Source organism: Streptomyces sp. NPDC088400 (assembly GCF_044753355.1).
GTDB lineage: Bacteria > Actinomycetota > Actinomycetes > Streptomycetales > Streptomycetaceae > Streptomyces.
Map to the genome: position 1 here is coordinate 38,068 of NZ_JBIVMZ010000008.1, position 17,141 is coordinate 55,208.

At 70.2% G+C, this 17,141-nt stretch carries 16 protein-coding genes; 9 read left to right on the forward strand and 7 right to left on the reverse strand.

Annotated features, from left to right (window positions below):
* Positions 1–57 precede the first annotated feature (57 nt).
* The gene (locus tag ACIQD6_RS20805; RefSeq protein WP_401884510.1) at positions 58–1,470 is read left to right on the forward strand and encodes a M6 family metalloprotease domain-containing protein; all 1,413 of its coding nucleotides are present in this window, start codon (positions 58–60) and stop codon (positions 1,468–1,470) included.
* 77 nt (positions 1,471–1,547) lie between these two features.
* On the opposite strand, the gene ACIQD6_RS20810 is transcribed toward ACIQD6_RS20805, so the two are convergent.
* Together ACIQD6_RS20810 and ACIQD6_RS20815 are read right to left on the reverse strand one after the other, a co-directional pair.
* Positions 1,548–3,260 carry a class I adenylate-forming enzyme family protein gene (locus tag ACIQD6_RS20810; RefSeq protein ID WP_401884968.1) on the reverse strand — a complete coding sequence of 571 codons (1,713 nt, stop codon included), beginning with the start codon at positions 3,258–3,260 and terminating at the stop codon, positions 1,548–1,550.
* 246 nt (positions 3,261–3,506) lie between these two features.
* The gene (locus tag ACIQD6_RS20815; protein ID WP_401884512.1) at positions 3,507–4,115 is read right to left on the reverse strand and encodes a DinB family protein; all 609 of its coding nucleotides are present in this window, start codon (positions 4,113–4,115) and stop codon (positions 3,507–3,509) included.
* A 151-nt stretch (positions 4,116–4,266) separates the two neighbouring features.
* Here ACIQD6_RS20815 and ACIQD6_RS20820 point away from each other — a divergent pair, with 151 nt between their 5' ends.
* A complete protein-coding gene (locus tag ACIQD6_RS20820; RefSeq protein ID WP_401884513.1) occupies positions 4,267–5,346 on the forward strand; it encodes a helix-turn-helix transcriptional regulator in 1,080 nt (359 codons plus the stop codon).
* 151 nt (positions 5,347–5,497) lie between these two features.
* Positions 5,498–6,457, forward strand: coding sequence for an alpha/beta hydrolase family protein (locus ACIQD6_RS20825; protein WP_401884514.1), 960 nt, complete (start codon positions 5,498–5,500; stop codon positions 6,455–6,457).
* 40 nt (positions 6,458–6,497) lie between these two features.
* Here ACIQD6_RS20825 and ACIQD6_RS20830 read toward each other — a convergent pair whose 3' ends face one another.
* Positions 6,498–6,950 (reverse strand): Lrp/AsnC family transcriptional regulator, encoded by a 453-nt coding sequence (locus tag ACIQD6_RS20830; protein WP_401884515.1) that lies wholly within the window; start codon positions 6,948–6,950, stop codon positions 6,498–6,500.
* Positions 6,951–7,065: 115 nt separating this feature from the next.
* Here ACIQD6_RS20830 and ACIQD6_RS20835 point away from each other — a divergent pair, with 115 nt between their 5' ends.
* Both ACIQD6_RS20835 and ACIQD6_RS20840 read left to right on the forward strand, forming a co-directional pair.
* Positions 7,066–7,974, forward strand: coding sequence for a 2-dehydropantoate 2-reductase (locus tag ACIQD6_RS20835; RefSeq protein WP_401884517.1), 909 nt, complete (start codon positions 7,066–7,068; stop codon positions 7,972–7,974).
* A complete protein-coding gene (locus tag ACIQD6_RS20840) occupies positions 7,971–9,206 on the forward strand; it encodes an aminotransferase class I/II-fold pyridoxal phosphate-dependent enzyme (protein WP_401884518.1) in 1,236 nt (411 codons plus the stop codon). The genes ACIQD6_RS20835 and ACIQD6_RS20840 overlap by 4 nt, the downstream gene beginning before the upstream one ends.
* 100 nt (positions 9,207–9,306) lie before the next feature.
* Here ACIQD6_RS20840 and ACIQD6_RS20845 read toward each other — a convergent pair whose 3' ends face one another.
* Positions 9,307–10,287 carry an aldo/keto reductase gene (locus ACIQD6_RS20845; protein WP_401884520.1) on the reverse strand — a complete coding sequence of 327 codons (981 nt, stop codon included), beginning with the start codon at positions 10,285–10,287 and terminating at the stop codon, positions 9,307–9,309.
* A 235-nt stretch (positions 10,288–10,522) separates the two neighbouring features.
* On the opposite strand from ACIQD6_RS20845, the gene ACIQD6_RS20850 reads away from it, so the two are divergent.
* Positions 10,523–11,410, forward strand: coding sequence for a helix-turn-helix transcriptional regulator (locus ACIQD6_RS20850; RefSeq protein ID WP_401884521.1), 888 nt, complete (start codon positions 10,523–10,525; stop codon positions 11,408–11,410).
* Between the two features lie 142 nt (positions 11,411–11,552).
* A complete protein-coding gene (locus tag ACIQD6_RS20855) occupies positions 11,553–13,049 on the forward strand; it encodes a class I adenylate-forming enzyme family protein (protein ID WP_401884523.1) in 1,497 nt (498 codons plus the stop codon).
* 58 nt (positions 13,050–13,107) lie between these two features.
* On the opposite strand, the gene ACIQD6_RS20860 is transcribed toward ACIQD6_RS20855, so the two are convergent.
* Positions 13,108–14,136 carry a sensor histidine kinase gene (locus ACIQD6_RS20860; RefSeq protein ID WP_401884524.1) on the reverse strand — a complete coding sequence of 343 codons (1,029 nt, stop codon included), beginning with the start codon at positions 14,134–14,136 and terminating at the stop codon, positions 13,108–13,110.
* A complete protein-coding gene (locus ACIQD6_RS20865) occupies positions 14,133–14,771 on the reverse strand; it encodes a LuxR C-terminal-related transcriptional regulator (RefSeq protein ID WP_401884526.1) in 639 nt (212 codons plus the stop codon). Before ACIQD6_RS20865 ends, ACIQD6_RS20860 begins: the two co-directional genes overlap by 4 nt.
* A 395-nt stretch (positions 14,772–15,166) precedes the next feature.
* Between ACIQD6_RS20865 and ACIQD6_RS20870 the strand changes: the two genes are divergently transcribed.
* Together ACIQD6_RS20870 and ACIQD6_RS20875 are read left to right on the forward strand one after the other, a co-directional pair.
* The gene (locus ACIQD6_RS20870; RefSeq protein WP_401884528.1) at positions 15,167–16,222 is read left to right on the forward strand and encodes an alpha/beta fold hydrolase; all 1,056 of its coding nucleotides are present in this window, start codon (positions 15,167–15,169) and stop codon (positions 16,220–16,222) included.
* Positions 16,223–16,285: 63 nt separating this feature from the next.
* On the forward strand, positions 16,286–16,465 hold the full coding sequence (locus tag ACIQD6_RS20875; RefSeq protein WP_401884530.1) for a hypothetical protein: 180 nt from the start codon (positions 16,286–16,288) through the stop codon (positions 16,463–16,465).
* 137 nt (positions 16,466–16,602) lie between these two features.
* Here ACIQD6_RS20875 and ACIQD6_RS20880 read toward each other — a convergent pair whose 3' ends face one another.
* Positions 16,603–17,064: a MarR family winged helix-turn-helix transcriptional regulator gene (locus ACIQD6_RS20880; protein WP_401884970.1), complete on the reverse strand. Its 462-nt coding sequence runs from the start codon at positions 17,062–17,064 to the stop codon at positions 16,603–16,605.
* Positions 17,065–17,141 lie beyond the last annotated feature (77 nt).

The following is a 17,141-nucleotide window of genomic DNA, read 5'->3' on the forward strand; positions in this document are numbered from 1 at the left end:
GTGATCGAACGGAGAGCAGTCCGGACGGCGACTGCCGGTGGACCCTAAGGCGACCGCATGCAGCAGAGGCGTCAGATACGCATATCCGGCGGTGGTGCCGGTGGTGCGGGAAGCAACGAAAGCGACGGAAGCAGCGGAAACGCTGGAAACGCCGAGGTCGGCAAGGGCAGAGGGGAAGCAAGGAGTGGCAAGGTCCGCGGCGACCCCGACCGCCACACCGGTTCCCTGCGGCTCGGCGCGCTCGCCGGTCTCGCGGCGCTCACCCTCGCCGCACTGACCACCGCGAGTTCGACCCTCTCCGCCCCCACCCGTGCCTCCGCCGGGTCGGTGGCCGCCACCGGGGAGTCCTCCCTCGTGCCGTGCCGCATCGCCACCACCTCGGTGGTGCAGATGTCGGAGGGACTGCCCACCCCGTCCGGCTACTCCCGCTCCACGGGCAGGGTCCGCGCCCTCAACCTCATGATCGACTTTCCCGACGCGCCGGGCCCCGGCAAGGCGCTCGACCGGCTCGCGGAGTTCTTCCCGAAGACGTCGGAGTGGTTCAGGACCAGTTCGTACGGACGGCTCGACTACCACCCCGAGGCCCCGCTGACGAACTGGCTGCGGATGCCGCTGCCGTTCAAGGAGTACGGGATAGACCGCGGGGCACCGTACGAACCGGGCTACCGGCAGCTGGTCGAGGACATCGTGACCGCCGCCGACCCGAAGGTGGACTTCAGCGCGTACGACCTGGTCAACATCCTGGTCACGCCGAACGCCGGCCCCTCGGCGCTGGACACCGTTCTGTCCGTCACCTTCTCCGGCAACCCGGACGCCCCGCAGGCGGACGGCGTCCCGCTCGCCAACACGTCCTTCGTCTACAGCCGCCAGGACGACGGCTCGGGATCGTACGCCGACACCGGTTACCGCGTGCTGCCGCACGAGAACGGCCATGTCTTCGGCCTCCCCGACCTCTACACGCCGGAGGGCGGCGGCACGGTCGGACACTGGGACATCATGTCCGAGGACTGGGGCGCCAACAACGATCTGCTGGGCTGGCACAAGTGGAAGCTCGGCTGGCTGGACGACGAGCAGATCAGCTGCGCGTCAGCGCCGGGGGTCAGCGAGTACCTGCTGGGTCCGCTGGCGACGTCGGGCGGGCCGAAGCTGACCTTCGTACCGGTCTCCAAGGAGTCCGGTTACGCGGTGGAGGTCCGGACGCGGGCCGGCAACGACGAGGCGGTGTGCGAGCCGGGCGTCCTCATCTACCGCGTGGACTCCGGCATCGACACCGGGCGCGGCCCGGTCACCGTCTCGGACAGCACGAAGAACAGCGGTGGCTGCTCGCGGCGGGCCAATGTGCACGCGGAGCTGTCGGACGCGCCGTACCTGCCGGGGCAGTCCTTCGTCGACGAGGACAACGACATCCGGATCTCGGTGGTGTCGCGGGAGCCGGACGGGAATTTCAAGGTACGGGTGACGCGGTCCTGAGGGGCTTGTGCTGGAGGGCTCGCACTGGAGGGCTTGCGCTGGCTTGGCTGGAGGGCCTGCGCTGGAGGGCTTGTGCCTCAGGCGTTCTCGTCATGGTCCGCGTGGACGAACTCCCGTACCGGGTCACGCAGTTCACGCTTGAGGATCTTGCCGACCCGGTTACGGGGCAGAGGCTCCTCCCGTACGAGCACATGGGCCGGCACCTTGAACGCGGCCAGACGGCCGGCGACATGCGCGCGCAGTTCCTCGGTGTCCGTCCGGGCCCCCGGCCCGAGCCGCACCACCGCCACGACCTCCTCGCCCAGCACGGGGTGCGGGACACCGAGCACGGCGGCGTCGGTGACGTCGGGATGGTCGTGGAGTACGGCTTCGACCTCCACGCAGTACACGTTCTCGCCGCCGCGGACGATCATGTCCTTGATCCGGTCCACGATGCTGACGCGCCCGTCCTGGACGGTCGCGAGGTCGCCCGTCCTGAACCAGCCGTCGGGTGAGAAGGCCTCGGCGGTGGCCGCTTCGTCCTGCCAGTAGCCGCGTACGAGGGACTGGCCGCGCAGCCACAGTTCGCCGACCCCGTCCTTCTCGCCCGCAACGCCCAACTCACCCGCGACGATCCGTACTTCGGTGGTGGGAGTCGGCCGTCCCACACTGCCGGGGAACCGCCGGTACTCGGCACCGAAGGTGGCGAGCACGCCGCCGGACGTCTCCGTCAGGCCGTAGCCGTTGCGGGGCTCGACGCGGTCGCCGTAGCGGGCGGTGAGCCGGCCGACGAGGTCGGGCGGGGCGGCGGCTCCGCCGGTGTTGAGCTTGGTGAGGGTACGCAGCGGGTCGGCGCCGGGCGTCGCGGCCTCCTCCTCCGCCGCCGCGTCGAGGAACTGGAGCGCGGTGGCCGGGACGCCCGCGTAGTGCGTCACCCGGTGGAGCCGGACCAGTTCCAGGGCCTGTCGCGCGTCCCACTTGTGCATCAGGACGAGGGTGCCGCCGACGGCCATCGTCGCGTAGAGGCTGGTGAAGGCCGCCACATGGAAGAAGGGGAAGGTCATCAGCGTGACGGGCGTGGGCCCCTGGCCGGGGATCTGCCCGAGCCCGAGGGCGGAGGCGGCGGCCTGGAACCGGGGGTTCATCGCCGCCCCGGCCTGGGCGAGGTGCGTGGCGACGGCGCCCTTGGGCCGCCCGGTCGTCCCGGACGTGTAGAAGATGGTGGCGTCGTCCTCGGCCCGTACCTCGACGTCGGGCGGTGCGACGGCCGGGCCGGGCGCGGGCAGGTCCTCGTACCGCTCGGTCCGCTCACCGACCTCGCCGTCGTGATGGAAGACGACGGTCCGCGCCCGCTCGCGCCCGGCCCAGCGCGCGACGCACGGCAGCCGCTCACCGTCCACGAGCAGCACACGCGGGGCGCAATTGTCGAGCGCGTACGTGAACTCGTCCTCGGTCCACCAGGCATTGAGCGGTACGGCGATCAGCCCGGCCAACTGGGCCGCCCAGAAGGCGATCTGCCACTCGGGATGGTTGCGCATGGCGATGACGGCGCGGTCGCCGGGGCGCAGTCCGTACGTGTCGGCGAAGCGGTTGGCGAGGGCGGAGGCGGCGGCGAAGAACTCCCCGTACGTCATGGTCCGCTCCCCGGCGATCAGGAACGGCCGGTCGCCGTACGCCCAGGTGACCTCGACGAACTCGCGCAGGGTGCGTGGGCCGTCGGCGTACATGAGCGAACCGTTCTCGGCCCGTACGACGGCGAAGGGCGCCCCGGGCGCGGTCAGGACCGCCTCGGCGGGATCGGTGTACGACACGGACACGGGCACCTCTCCACGCGCTGGCTCAGTACGCTGCGACGCTACTCCGCCGATGCGGTCCGGTCGACCTCCCCCTCGCCCCGGACCGTGCCCGCGGCCGGGTCGTACCTGAGGAGTACGGCCTGGATCCCGCGCGGGTATGGCCGTACCCCCTCCCGTGTACGGCCGTGACTGGTCCGGCGGGGCCCCGTCACCGTCAGGTTGCCTTCCGGGGCACCGTCAGGTTGCCTTTCCGGGACACCGTCAGGTTGCCTTCCGGCCGTCGAGCGTCTCGCGCAGGATGTCCGCGTGCCCGGCGTGCTGTGCGGTCTCGGCGATGACGTGCATCAGCACCCGGCGCACGCTGTACACCGCTCCCGGCTCGTTCCAGGGCGCCTCCGGCAGCGGGTGTGTCGCCGACAGGTCGGGCACGGCGGCGACGATCTCCTCGCTCCGGGCGGCCACCTCCTCGTAGCGGGCGATGATCCCGGCCGTCGTCTCGCCGGGCTGCATCCGGAAGTTGTTCTGGTGGTCGATCGCCCACTGCGGGAACTCGCGTGCCGTACCGGCCACGACTTCGTCCCAGGTCACACCGTCCGGCAGGGCGAAGCTCATCGCCGAGGGGCCGTCGACCGCGAAGCGCAGCCATCCTTCCTCGACAGCCGTGACGTGCTTGATCAGCCCGCCCAGGCACAGCGCGCTGACCGTCGGAGTCTCACCGACCTGCTCGTCGCTGAGCCCGCGGACCGTGTTGATCAGGGTGGATCGCGTGGTCGCGAGCTGGGCGAGCAGGTCGGCCCGCTCGGCGTCGAGAGGCGAGTGTTGCGTGGTCGAGGGGGGCGTGGTCGAGGAAGGCGTGGTCGAGGGGGTCATGGCGATCGGGCCCTTTCGGTCGTTCTTGCTGTGGTCCGGCAGACGTTGGTGTCCGGCTCGCTGCTGTCCGGCTTGCTGCTGTCCGGCGCAAGTCGACCTTCCCAGAGGAAGCGGTCAGGATGTGGCCGCTTCTCCGGGGCACCATGGAGCCATGCCAAAAACCTCAGCGCGGCTGCTGTCGCTGCTCTCGCTGCTCCAGGCGCGCCGGGACTGGCCCGGGGCACTCCTGGCCGAGCGGCTGGAGATCAGCCCGCGCACCGTGCGCCGTGATGTCGACCGCCTGCGCGAACTCGGCTATCCCATCGTGGCCGTCAAGGGGCCCGACGGTGGGTACCGGCTCGACGCCGGCGCGGAGCTGCCCCCGTTGCTCTTCGACGACGAGCAGGCCGTCGCCCTCGCCGTCGCACTCCAGATCGCCACGACCACGGGCGCCGGCATCGGCATCGAGGAGGCCGCGGCCCGCGCGCTGAACACCATCCGGCAGGTCATGCCCGCACGGCTGCGCCACCGTATCGACACCCTCCAGGTCACCGCCGTCCAGTTGCCCGCGACCCGGCCGAACCCACAGGTCGACAGCAGCGTGCTCATGGCACTCAGCGCCGCCGTCCACGCCCGCGAGGTGCTGCGCTTCGACTACACCCGCGCGTTCCCACCGGCCGCCGCCGACGACGACCGCGCCGAACCCCCTCCCCCTCCCCTTCCGCGCCGGGTGCAGCCGCACCACCTCGTCACCTGGGGTGGGCGCTGGTACCTCGTCGCCTGGGACCTCGACCGCGAGGACTGGCGTATCTTCCGGGCGGACCGGATCACCCCGCGTACGCCCACGGGTCCCCGCTTCACCCCGCGCGACCTGCCCGGAGGTGACGTGGCCACCTTCGTGGCCGCCAAGTTCCGGGGCTCCGACGGCTCCGACAGCTCCGGCGACTGGCCCTGCCGTGGCGAGGTGATCCTCGATCTGCCCGCCGCCGTCGTGTCCCACTACTCCCGCGACGGAGTCGTCGAGGAACTCGGCCCGAATCGCTGCCGGCTCAGCCTGGGCTCCTGGTCATGGCCCGGCCTGGCCGCCGCCCTCGGCAAGTTCGACGCCGACATCGAGGTCGTCGGCCCAGCCGAGCTCAAGGACGCCTTCGCGCACTTGGCCCGCCGCTACGCCAACGCCGCGACCGACGCACCCGACCCATCCGACGCACCCGCTACGGGGGGCACCACGCTCTCCCCCGACGGCCGTTGACAAAGCGGAACACTGTTCCGTACGTTAAACGGAACAAGGATCCGCTTCCGTCTCGGCCGAGACGGACACTCCTGACCGCCTCACCCGCCGCCGACCGAATGAGACCGGCGACAGGGGCCATGGAACGTAAAATCGAACGGACATACGCATCATGAGTGAATCGACATACGCGGCCGACACCTTCGGCTCGCCCACTCCAGTCCTCTCGGTCAGTCCGGTAGTGCTGCCGGCTCCCGGCCGAGCCGTGGACCTGGAGGTACGGGTCTCCGTACCCGTGACCGGGAGCGACCTGCCGGTCATCCTGCTCTCGCACGGCCAGGGCCACTCGAACAACCTCTCCTCGCTGAACGGCTACGCCCCCCTCGCCAACTTCTGGGCCGCGCACGGCTTTGCCGTGATCCAGCCCACCCATCTGAGCTCGACGACGCTGAGCCTGGCCGCCGACACCCCCGGGGCGCCTCTGTTCTGGCGATCGCGGGTCGAGGACATGACCCGCGTCCTCGACCAGCTCGACGTGATCGAGGCCGCCGTACCGCAGCTCCTCGGACGCCTGGACCACAGCAAGGTCGCCGTAGCGGGGCACTCGATGGGCGGGCACACCGCGAGCCTGCTGCTGGGAGCCCGGCTCACCGACCCGGACGACGGGACGGAAGTGAACCTGGCCGAGCCCCGCATCAAGGCGGGTGTACTGCTTGCCGCACCTGGCAGAGGTGGCGATGCCGTCACCGAGTCCGTGGCCGAGAATTGGCCCTTCCTCGCGACCCCGGACTTCTCCGAGATGGCGACGCCGACACTCGTGGTCGCCGGCGACAAGGACGCCTCCGCCCACCTGACGGTTTCGGGCCCGGACTGGCACGCCGATCCGTACGTCCTCTCCCCGGGCCCCAAGTCCCTGCTCACCCTGTTCGACGCGGAACACGGGCTCGGCGGGATCTCCGGCTACGACGTCGCCGAGACCACGGACGAGAGCCCCGCGCGGGTGTCCGTGGTCCAGCGGCTCACCTGGGCCTACCTCCGTACCGCGCTCCACCCCGGGGATTCCGCCTGGCAGGTGGCGCGGGACGCGCTGACGGCCGACCCGGACGCGCTCGGACGAGTCGAGTCCAAGTAAGAGGCCCCGTAGACCAAAGGGCACGGAGGAAGAGCAGCAACTAAGCAGGCAGCGGACGGTCGTCGACGACGTGCTTCATGACGATGGTGGACGTCAGGCGCTGGACGCCCGGCAGGGTGGCCAACCGCTGGTCGTAGAGCTGCTGGAAGGTCGCCAGATCTGCGGCCACGACGCGCAACAGGTAGTCGGGCTCGCCGAACAGGCGCTGGGCCTGCACCACGTCCGGGACCGTGGCCACGGCCTCCTCGAAGGCGGCGACGGTGTCGCGCCCCTCCCAGCGCAGGGTGGCGAACACCAGGGCCTCGAAGTCCAGGCCGACAGCACCCGGGTCCACGACGGCGCGGTAGCCGCGGATCGCACCCGAGCGTTCGAGGTCGCGCACACGCCGGTGACACGGCGACACGCTCAGCTTCACCCGCGCGGCCAGCTCGGTCACCGTCAGACGGCCGTCCCGCTGCAGCTCGGCAAGAATCTTCCGATCCAGGTCATCCATGGAGAAGATTATCCCCCGAAGCTCCAAGATATGGAGAAAACCTGGAAACACTTTCGCCCTCAAAGCGCCTAGCCTTCTTCCTGTAAAGGATGCACGGAAGAGGGATCGATTCAGGATGGACATGCAGCATGAGCGCCCCGTCGCGGTCATCGGTGCGGGCGCGATCGGCCTCTCACTGGCCTCCGCGCTGGCCCGGGCCGGCCGGTCCGTCACGATCTGCGGCGGGCGCGAGCCCGTCGACCGCATTGAGATCACCGAGGACGGCGTACGGGAGACATGGCCCGTCCGTCATGTGACCGACCCCGCCGGCATCGCGGGGCACACCACCGCGATCGTCGCCGTGAAAGCGCATCACACCGCGGCGGTCGCGGACTGGCTGCGCGCGCTCGCCCGCCCCGACGCGACGGTGCTCGTCGCGCAGAACGGCGTCGAGCAGTACGAACGCGTCGCGCCCTACGCCGGACCGGCCCACATCGTGCCGGGCGTCGTCTACCTCAACGTCGAACGCACCGCGCCCGGACACGCGAGTCTCCGGCGGGTCGCCGCACTCGACATCGCGCTGCCCGACGACGCGTCCGGTGCCGCCCTCGCCACCGAGCTGGAGGCCGGCGGGATGCGCGTCTCCACCGAGGCCGACCTGAAAACCGTCGCGTGGACGAAGCTGCTCAGCAACATCACCGCGAATCCCCTGACCGCTCTGACCGGTCGGCGTGCGGACGTCATGCGCGATCCCGGCATCGAACGCATCGCCCGGCGCATCATGGCCGAAGCCGTCGAGGCCGGCCGGGCCGACGGCACGGCGCTGACCGACGAACACGTCGAACGCGCCATGCACTGGCTCCAGCACGTCCCCGAGGGCAGCACCACCTCGATGCGGGAAGACCGCCTCGCCGGCCGCCCTCTCGAATACGACGCCCTCACCGGAGCCGTGGTCCGGGCCGCCGAACGCCACAGCATCGATGTCCCGGTCAACCGGTCCGTCCTCGCACTCCTGGCAGCCATCGAACCGGAGGTCATGGCATGAGGATCTCGCAACGTGCCCAGTCCGTCGCCCCGTTCTACGCGATGGAGTTCGGCAAGCAGGCCGCGGCGCTGGAGGCCCAGGGGCACCACGTCGTCAAACTCAGCATCGGCGAACCGGACTTCGGCGCGCCCCCGGCCGTCCTGAACGCGATGCGCGAGGTCATGGACGGCAGGCCCATGACCTACACGGCGTCGCTCGGACTCCCCGCGTTGAGGCAGGCGATCGCGCGGTTCTACGGGGACCGGCACGGCGTCGAGGTCTCCCCGTCCCGGGTCGTCGTGACGGCGGGAGCCTCGGCCGCTCTGGTGCTGGCCGCCGCGGCACTCGTCGACCCCGGTGACGAGGTCGTCATCGGAGACCCGTCGTATCCCTGCAACCGGCAGATCGTCGAGAGCTTCGGCGCCCGCGTCACTCTCGTACCCACCACTGCCGAGACCCGCTTTCAGCTGGACACGGCGTCGGTACGGTCGAGTTGGACGGACAGCACCCGCGGGATCATGATCGCCACCCCGTCGAACCCGACGGGCACCTCCGTTCCGGCCGACGAGCTGGCAGCGATCTGCCGCCTCGCACGCGAGCGCGGGGCGTGGCGCATCGTCGATGAGATCTACCTCGACCTGAGCGACCATGACGACAGCGACCCCGCCGACAGCGACCGCGACGACTGCGACCATGACAACAGCGACCACCACGGCCAAGGCCGGCCGCCGCGCAGCGCGCTGTCGTTCGACCCCGACGCCATCGTCATCAACAGCTTCTCGAAGTACTTCGGCATGACCGGCTGGCGACTCGGCTGGTGCGTCGTTCCGGAGACCCTCGTGCCGGCGATGGAGCGCCTGGCCCAGAACTACTTCCTCTGCGCCTCCGCTCCCGCGCAGCACGCGGCTCTGTCCTGCTTCACCCCCGAGTCCCTCGCGGTCTGCGAGGACCGCCGCATCGAGTTCGCCCAGCGGCGCGCGCTCGTCCTCGACGGCCTGGACCGGATCGGGCTGCCGGTCCCGGTCCCGCCCGACGGCGCGTTCTACGTCTACTTCGACGTGAGCCGCACCGGCCTCACGTCCTGGGAGTTCTGCGAGCGAGCGCTCCAAGAGGCACACGTAGCCCTCACCCCGGGCAAGGACTTCGGCGACCACACGGCACAGACGCATGTCCGGCTCTCGTACGCCGCGTCGGCGGACGACCTGCGTGAAGGGCTCACGCGGCTCGGCACGTTCGTGGCCACGCTCGGGTGAAGGTGGCCCCGGTACTCCCGAGCTCCTCCCCCGGAGGACAGCCGAGGTTGTATCGCCGCCGTATCGTCCGGGGGACGGCGGCTGCGTCGGGGGTCAGCGATCAGCGATCGATGCTGGCCATGTTCGCCTCGTCGTGACGTTCGCCGGCCGCCGGGGTGAGGTTGTTCAAACGGTCGAGCTGAGCGGCGCTGAGCTCGATGCCGTCGGCGGCGGTGTTCTCCTCGACACGCGAGACCCGCCTGGTCCCGGGGATGGGGGCGATGTCGTTGCCGCGGGTCAGCAGCCATGCCAGCGCGGTCTGGGCCGGGGTCGCTCCGTTCTCCGCGCCGATGGCCCGCACTTCGTCGACGATGCGCAGGTTGCGCTGGAAGTTCTCGCCGGTGAAACGCGGGTTGGTCTTGCGCCAGTCGTCGTCGGCGAAGTCGTCGACGGTACGGATCTGCCCGGTCAGCAGCCCGTGCCCCAGGGGTGAGTACGGTACGAAACCGATACCGAGCTCGCGCAGCAGCGGAAGGATCTCGGCCTCGACGTCGCGGGTCCACAGGGAGTATTCCGTCTGGAGCGCGGCGACCGGGTGCACGGCGTGTGCGCGGCGGATCGTCTCGGGGCCGGCCTCGGACAGGCCGATGTGCCGGACCTTGCCCTCGGCGACCAGCTCGGCCAGCGCCCCGACGGTCTCCTCGATGGGAGTGTTCCGGTCCACGCGGTGCTGGTAGTAGAGGTCGATGTGATCGGTGCCGAGCCGCTTGAGGGAGCCTTCGACCGCGGTCTTCACGTTGTCGGCACCGCTGTCCATGACGCCGGGGCCGCCACCGGAGTGGGAGACCATGCCGAACTTCGTCGCCACGACGACATCGTCGCGCCGGCCCTTGATGGCCTTGCCCACGACCTCCTCGCTGTGGAAGGGGCCGTAGATCTCTGCGGTGTCGATGTGGGTGACCCCGAGGTCCAGCGCCCGGTGAATCGTACGGACCGACTCGTCGTCATCCAGCTCACCGCCCGTCGTGTAGGTGCCGGCCATGGTCATGGCTCCGAGGCCGATGCGCGAGACATCGAGCCCGCCCAGTGATGCGTGCTTCATGGCACTCTCCTTGTCGTGGTGGCCGTCGGGCCTGGACTGGTCGTGGTGGCCGTCAGGCCTGGTCGGTGGGTTGGGCCCGCGATTTCCACCATCGGTGCTGGGTGGCGAACCCGCTGTCCAGGCAACCACCCGACGACCGCCGCCGGGCCCTCGTACGGGGTACCGCTCTTCCGGGGGTCTGCCAGTGCCCCTTTCGCGAACGCGGGCGGGCCGGGGCCAGTCGTACGGTGGACCCATGGACCGCAGTACCGAGATCCGTGAGTTCCTGCGCACCCGCCGGGCCCGGATCACCCCCGAGCAGGCGGGCCTCGCCCCGCACCCGGGCGCCCGCCGGGTACCGGGACTGCGCCGCGAGGAAGTCGCCCAGCTCGCCGGGGTCAGCGTCGACTACTACATCCGCCTGGAGCGGGGTCGTACGCAAGGCGTCTCCGAAACCGTCCTTCAGGCCGTCGCCCGCGCCCTGCGACTGGACGACACCGAACGCGCCCACCTCTTCGATCTCGCCCAGCCCACCGCCGCTCGCGCCCGCGGCAACCGGCCACTCGCCCCGCAGAGGGTCCGCCCGGCCCTGTACCGGGCCCTGGACTCGCTCGGCTCCCCCGCGATCATCCAGGGACGACGCATGGACGTGCTGGCCGCCAACCGGCTCGGCCACGCCCTGTTCGCCGACTTCCAGGCCCGGCCGCACCGCGACCGCAACTTCGCCCGCTTCGTCTTCCTCGACGAAGCCGCTCCCCGCCTCTACGCCGACTGGGAGAAGGCCGCCGCCGAGACCGTGGCCACACTGCGTCTGTACGCCGGACGCCACCCCGACGACCCGCAACTCACCGAGCTGATCGGCGAGTTGTCCCTGCGCAGCGACACCTTCCGCCGCATGTGGGCCGACCACGACGTCCACGCCCACACCACCGGCACCAAACGCCTCCGGCACCCACTCGTCGGCGACCTCACCCTCGACTACATCGCCCTGGCAGCCGAGGACGACCCCGACCAGACCCTCGTCATCCTGACTGCCGAACCCGCTTCCCCCTCCGCCGACGCCCTCGGCATCCTCGCCAGCTGGTCCAGCGCGTCCACCACCGCGCCACAGGCCCCCGGGCAGAACCGCGACCCGACCGTCTGACCTGCGGCAGCAACCCGTACCACCGTGAACTCCGTTGCGGCAAAGCGTCGTTGAGGTACCACCGGCGCGCACGCGCTGGTAGTTTGCGCGCGGCCGGGAGCGGCACCAGGCGGAAGAGGCGGCAGAGGAGATGTCCGTAGGCATGTCGGAGAACATCACGCAGCACCTGGCCGAGCACGCCCGTGACCAGGGGTGGAGCGACCGCGTCGCCTTCCTGGCCGACGACCGCACCTGGACGTTCAACCAGGTGTTCGAGGGTGCGGCGCGGGTCGCGAGCGGGTACCGGGCCGCGGGGTTACGCCATGGTGACCGGGTCCTGCTCGCCCTGCCCGACAGTGTGGAGATGGTCTGGTGCCTGCTCGGGGCCTGGCAGGCAGGTCTTGTCGCCGTGCCGGTCAACGTCCAGATGAGCCGGGAGGACCTGACGCGGGACGTGGCGACGGCGGAGCCCGCGCTGATCGTGGTCGACCCGGACACCGCCGGATGGCTCGACACCGCGGGGCCGGCCCCGACCCCGATCACCGGGATCGAACCCCTGGTCGCGGGAGAGCCGGACACCCGATTCGCCGGCCACGGGGAGGAGCCGGCGCTCGCCTTCTTCACCTCCGGCACCACGGGCGCGCCGAAGCTGTGCTTTTTCCTCCACAACAACTTCGTCGGCGTGCGCGCCCCGTACCGGGTCGCCGAACCCGGGGCTGTCGGGCTGTCGGTGTCCCGGATGTATTTCCTGGGCGGGCTGAGCGCCACGCTGTTCACCACACTCGAAACCGGGCAGATCGCCGTACTCTCGCGTCCGCGTGCGACCCCGGCCACCGCGGTCGAGCTCATGCGCCGTCACCAGGTCACGGCCCTGTTCGCGCAGCCGAGCTTCCTGGCGCGGCTGCTGCTCGAACCCGGTCACGCCGAGGTGCTCGGCCGGCTTCGGCTGGCGACGTGCGCCGGGGAGGTGCTTTCGGCCCGGCTGCGCGAGCAGTTGGTGCCGATCCTCGGGGATCGGCTGGTCAACGGTTACGGCGCGACCGAGATCGGCGGCATAGCCAGCGGCCGGCCGGCCGCGTACAGCCTGCCCTCGGCGGTCGGACCGGCCCTCGCGGACAGGCCGGTGCGCGTTGTCGACGCCGACGGTCACGTACTCCCCGCGGGACGGCGAGGCGAGTTGCACGTACGCGTGCCCTTCGCCGCGCGCGGCGTTGCCCGCGGGAGCAGTGTGGTTCCCCATCAGCTGACCGACACCTGGTGGCCGACCGGGGATCTGGCGTCGGTCGACGAGGACGCCGTCGTGCACGTGCACGGCCGGCTCGACGACGTCGAGGTGATCGGCGGGCAGAACGTGGTGCCGGGCGAGGTCGAGCGGCTCCTCGAAAGTCACCCGCGCGTACTTGAAGCGGCGGTCAGCGCCGTGCGGCGGCCGACCGGGGACACGAGTCTGCGCGCGTATGTGGTGGCTGTGCCCGACACCGGGTCCGGTGAGAACACGGACACCGATGCCCTGGCCGCCGAACTGACCGACCTCGCCCGATCCCGCCTGTCCTGGTACAAGGTCCCGCACGACGTCGTATGGCTGGACGCGTTGCCCCGAAACGGGAACGGCAAGGTCCTGCGCAGGCGACTCCGCGCGGACGGCGACCAGTTCGCCTGAGAGTCGCGAACCAGGACCCAGCCGATCCGGCCCGGACCGCCAGCACACTCCTGGAGCGTCACTTGGCACGGCGGGGCATCCGGAGGGTGACGCAGGCTCCCCCGCCGCGTGTGGAACCAACGCTGAGGTGCCCGTTCAACAGGTGGCCACGCTCACGCATGGCCGGCAGCCCGGTGCCTGTGGAGACCACCGTACGGAGCGCGGTTCGGCCGGCCGGTGCGGAAGGTCGCTGGTCCATCCCGCGGCCGTTGTCCCTGACCGCCACGCTGATCTCGTGGTCGTCGCCGTCGAGTTCCACGAGAAGGTGGCTCGCCTCGGCGTGCTTGACCACGTTGTTCACCGCTTCTTGCACGATGCGGTAGATGTGGGCCTGGGCCTCCGGGGACAGTTCGTCCCCGAGTTTGCTCCACTCCGCTCCACCGCGCAGTTCCACGTCCAGTCCGAAGGTTTCCTCGGTGCGCCGGCACAGCGTCTCAAGAGCGGGGACGAGTCCGAACTGGTCGAGGGCGTAAGGTCGCATTTCCACGATCAGGTACCGCAAGGATGTGATCTGGTTCGCGATCAAGCTCCGCGCCTGGTCGATGGCCTCGTTCACGGTGGCGGACCGGCCGGTGCCGACGGCTGTGGACAGAATGATCTGAACAGCGACCAGTTCTTGAAGGGTCTCGTCGTGCAACTCACGGGCCCACCGCCGACGTTCGCGTTCCTCGCCGTCACTGCGGGCCTGAGCCCGTTCCCGCACGAGACCACGGCGCCGCAATACCGCACTGCGGCCCAGCATGGCGGCGCAGCCGATCAGCAGGAGAGGCACGAAGTTCAGGCCGTTGAGAACCGGCTCCTTGGTCATACGAACCAGTTGTGACACGGCGAGTATGAGTGCGAGCCCGCCCAGGGCCGCCAGCCATGCCCGCCGGACAGCGGTGCTCAAGGCCGCCGCGGTGATGAGGACGACGGCCGCGCCGAGGGAGAACCTCATCCCCCAGCGAGGCTGCTGCTGGAGGACCTCGATCGCGAAGGCGATGACGAGCAGCGCGGCGCCGGTGGCCTCCATGGTCGGGCCGGCCTTGGCTCGCAGCCCGCTGTTCATCCCAGCAGCCCGCGCTCACGAGCCGCGGCGATGAGTTCCGCGCGGGTCTCGGTCCCGAGCTTGTCCCGAACCCTGGCGCGGTGGGTCTCCACTGTCCGAACGGAAACGTGGAGACGTCGTGCGATCTCCTGGTTGGTGTGGCCCGAGGCGAGCAGTGAGAGAACCTGAAGCTCGCGCGCTGTCAGAGAGGCATCCCCACCGGTGCCCGGAGCGCCGGCGTCCGCGATGGCCAGTCGAGCGCCCATGGCGGGCTGGAGGTAGGTGGCTCCCTTCGCGACCTGGCGAGCAGCACCGACCAGCTCTTCCGCCGCCGCTTCCTTGAGCAGATATCCGGCCGCCCCGATCCGCAGGGACGCGCGGGCGAACGCGGGATCCTCCTGCATCGTGAGGATCAGAATCCGGGTACCGGGTGACGCCGCGAGCAGGTCGGGGATCGAGGGCAGGCTGGATTGGCCGGCCATGGTGAGGTCCAGGACCAAAACGGACGGTTGGTGCTCTGCCACGGTTCGCACGGTCTCCGGGACCGTGGAACTCTCGGCGACGATCTCGAAGGACTCGTCCTGGGACAACAGCACTCGCATACCCGCACGGACCACAGGGTGATCGTCAGCGATCACCACGCTGAGGCGTGACACGGCCCCACCCCCTGTTCAGCGCGGTCGGCATCCCTGGGAGCAAAGCGTCCATGCGAGCAAAGGTACTGCGTGAGGCCGGTCGGTCCGGCGCTCAGGGGACCGGCGGAGCGATCGGGCGAGCTCCGAAGCGTCGGACCCCGAAGCGGAGGATCCTGAAGCAGCGGCCCCCGAAGCGACGGCCCTCGAAGCGACGAAGCAGCGAGCACGGAAGGCGGCGAGCGCGGAAGCAGCGAGCGCGGAAGCGGCGAGTCCTGAAGCCGGGTGCGGGAAACCCGAAGAATGCCTGCGGGCGGACACCGAGGCCCCGAAGGCGTCAGAGCACCACTATGGCTGGTCAGAGCCCTCGGCCGGGTGTGAAGCGCCCGGCCGGCCGACACGGACAGAATGGTTCACAGATGATCGACAGGCGCACCTTCGGCAAGGTCACCGGCGCGGGCGCGGCAGGGGCGTCCCTGGCCTCACTGATCGGCCTGAGCCGTCCCTCGGCGGCAGCGGCTTCGCCCTCCGGTCCCAGTGCCGGAAAGGCGGCGACGGCGCCGGCCAAGGCCGACCGGTCCTTCCCGGCACTGAAGCAGGTCAAAGCCGGCGAGCTCACCATCGGCTACGCCGAAGCCGGCCCGGCTCACGGACCGGTCGTCATCCTCCTGCACGGGTGGCCGTACGACATCCACAGCTACGTCGATGTCGCGCCCCTGCTGGCCGCCCGGGGCCACCGAGTGATCGTTCCCTACCTGCGTGGACACGGCACCACGAGCTTTCTCTCCCCCAACACCTTCCGCAACGCGCAGCAGTCGGTGATCGCCCTCGACATCATCGCCCTGATGGACGCCCTGAGGATCGAGAAGGCCGTGCTCGGAGGCTTCGACTGGGGATCGCGGACCGCCGACATCATCGCCGCGCTCTGGCCGGAGCGCTGCAAGGCTCTGGTCTCCGTGTCCGGCTACCTCATCACCAACCGGGACAAGAACAAGCTGCCACTGCCCCCGGCGGCCGAGTGGGCGTGGTGGTACCAGTACTACTTCGCCACCGAAAGGGGGGAGTTGGGCCTCCGGGAATACCGGCACGACTTCGCGAAGCTCATCTGGCACAACGTCTCCCCGACGTGGGCCTTCGACGACGCCACCTTCGACCGCACCGCCGCGGCCTTCGACAACCCGGACTACGTCAGCATCGTGATCCACAACTACCGCTGGCGGCTGGGCCTGGCCGAAGGCGACCCCCGCTACGACAACATCGAAGCCCGGCTCGCCGCCGGGCCCGACATCGCGGTGCCCACCATCACCCTCGACGGGGAGCTGGACCCTTTCACCCCGGCCGGCGACGGCGCGGCCTACCGGGCCAAATTCACCGGCCCCTACGACCACCGGACGTTGCGGGGCATCGGTCACAACGTGCCGCAGGAAGCACCCAAGGCATTCGCCCGAGCCGTCCTCGACGTCGACCGGTTCTGACCGGCGGCGCTCTGCCGCCGTACAGGTCGTCCGGCAACGGAGGGCGAGACCGAGGAGGATGAAATGACACCTGAAAAGACCGGGTCCTCGGATGCCGCAGAGACCGGGCGACGTGCGCGGTTCGGTACGTTGCCGGAGCGCGTTCGCCAGGAGCACATGGTCGAGGAGAAGCCGGCCACGGTGCCGGACCCAGCGAGGGACACGTACAGCTCCGACGAATGGCTCACTCGCACCTGTCTGTGAAGGGGCTCGCTCGGCGGGTGTCGGCACCGGCCTCAACGATGTCGCCCGCCAGGCGCAGTTCGGGGCGAGGGCTCGCTCGCCTGCTCGCCCCGCTGGACGATGACGACGGTGACCGACCTGGACAGGTGCGCCGCCTGTCAGTCCGTGAGTGCCCGCGCCATGCGGTCGAGGTCTTCGAGGAGTCCGGCCAGTCGGCCCTCGGGAATCGTGTGGATCATGCGGGCCTCAATGGCGTAGACGGCCGCCTGCGCCGCGTCCAGGCGGCGCCGGCCCTCATCGGTGAGGGTGGCGGGCCGGGCGCGGCCATGGTCGACGGTAGTGGGACGGGTGAGCAGTCCTTCGTCCTGGAGTCCGCGCAGGACGACGTTCATGGACTGGCGGGTCACGAAGGTGGCGCGGGCGAGTTCGGCGTTGGACAGGCCCGGCCGGGCGGCGAGGACTTCCAGGCAGGCGTACTGCGGAACGGTCAGGTCGTACTCACGTAGCGCCTGGTCCATGGCGCCGCGCAGGGCGGCGTGCGCGCCCTTGAGCCGGTATCCCACGTGATCGAGTACGTCCTCGGCCGGGTGGGGCGGTTCCTCCCGCGAACTATCTTGCATGTCCATATTTTGACACCTCCGAGGAGCGGGACTAACGTCGAGTATGTCAAAGTCCTGACATTGATTCAAGGAGGACA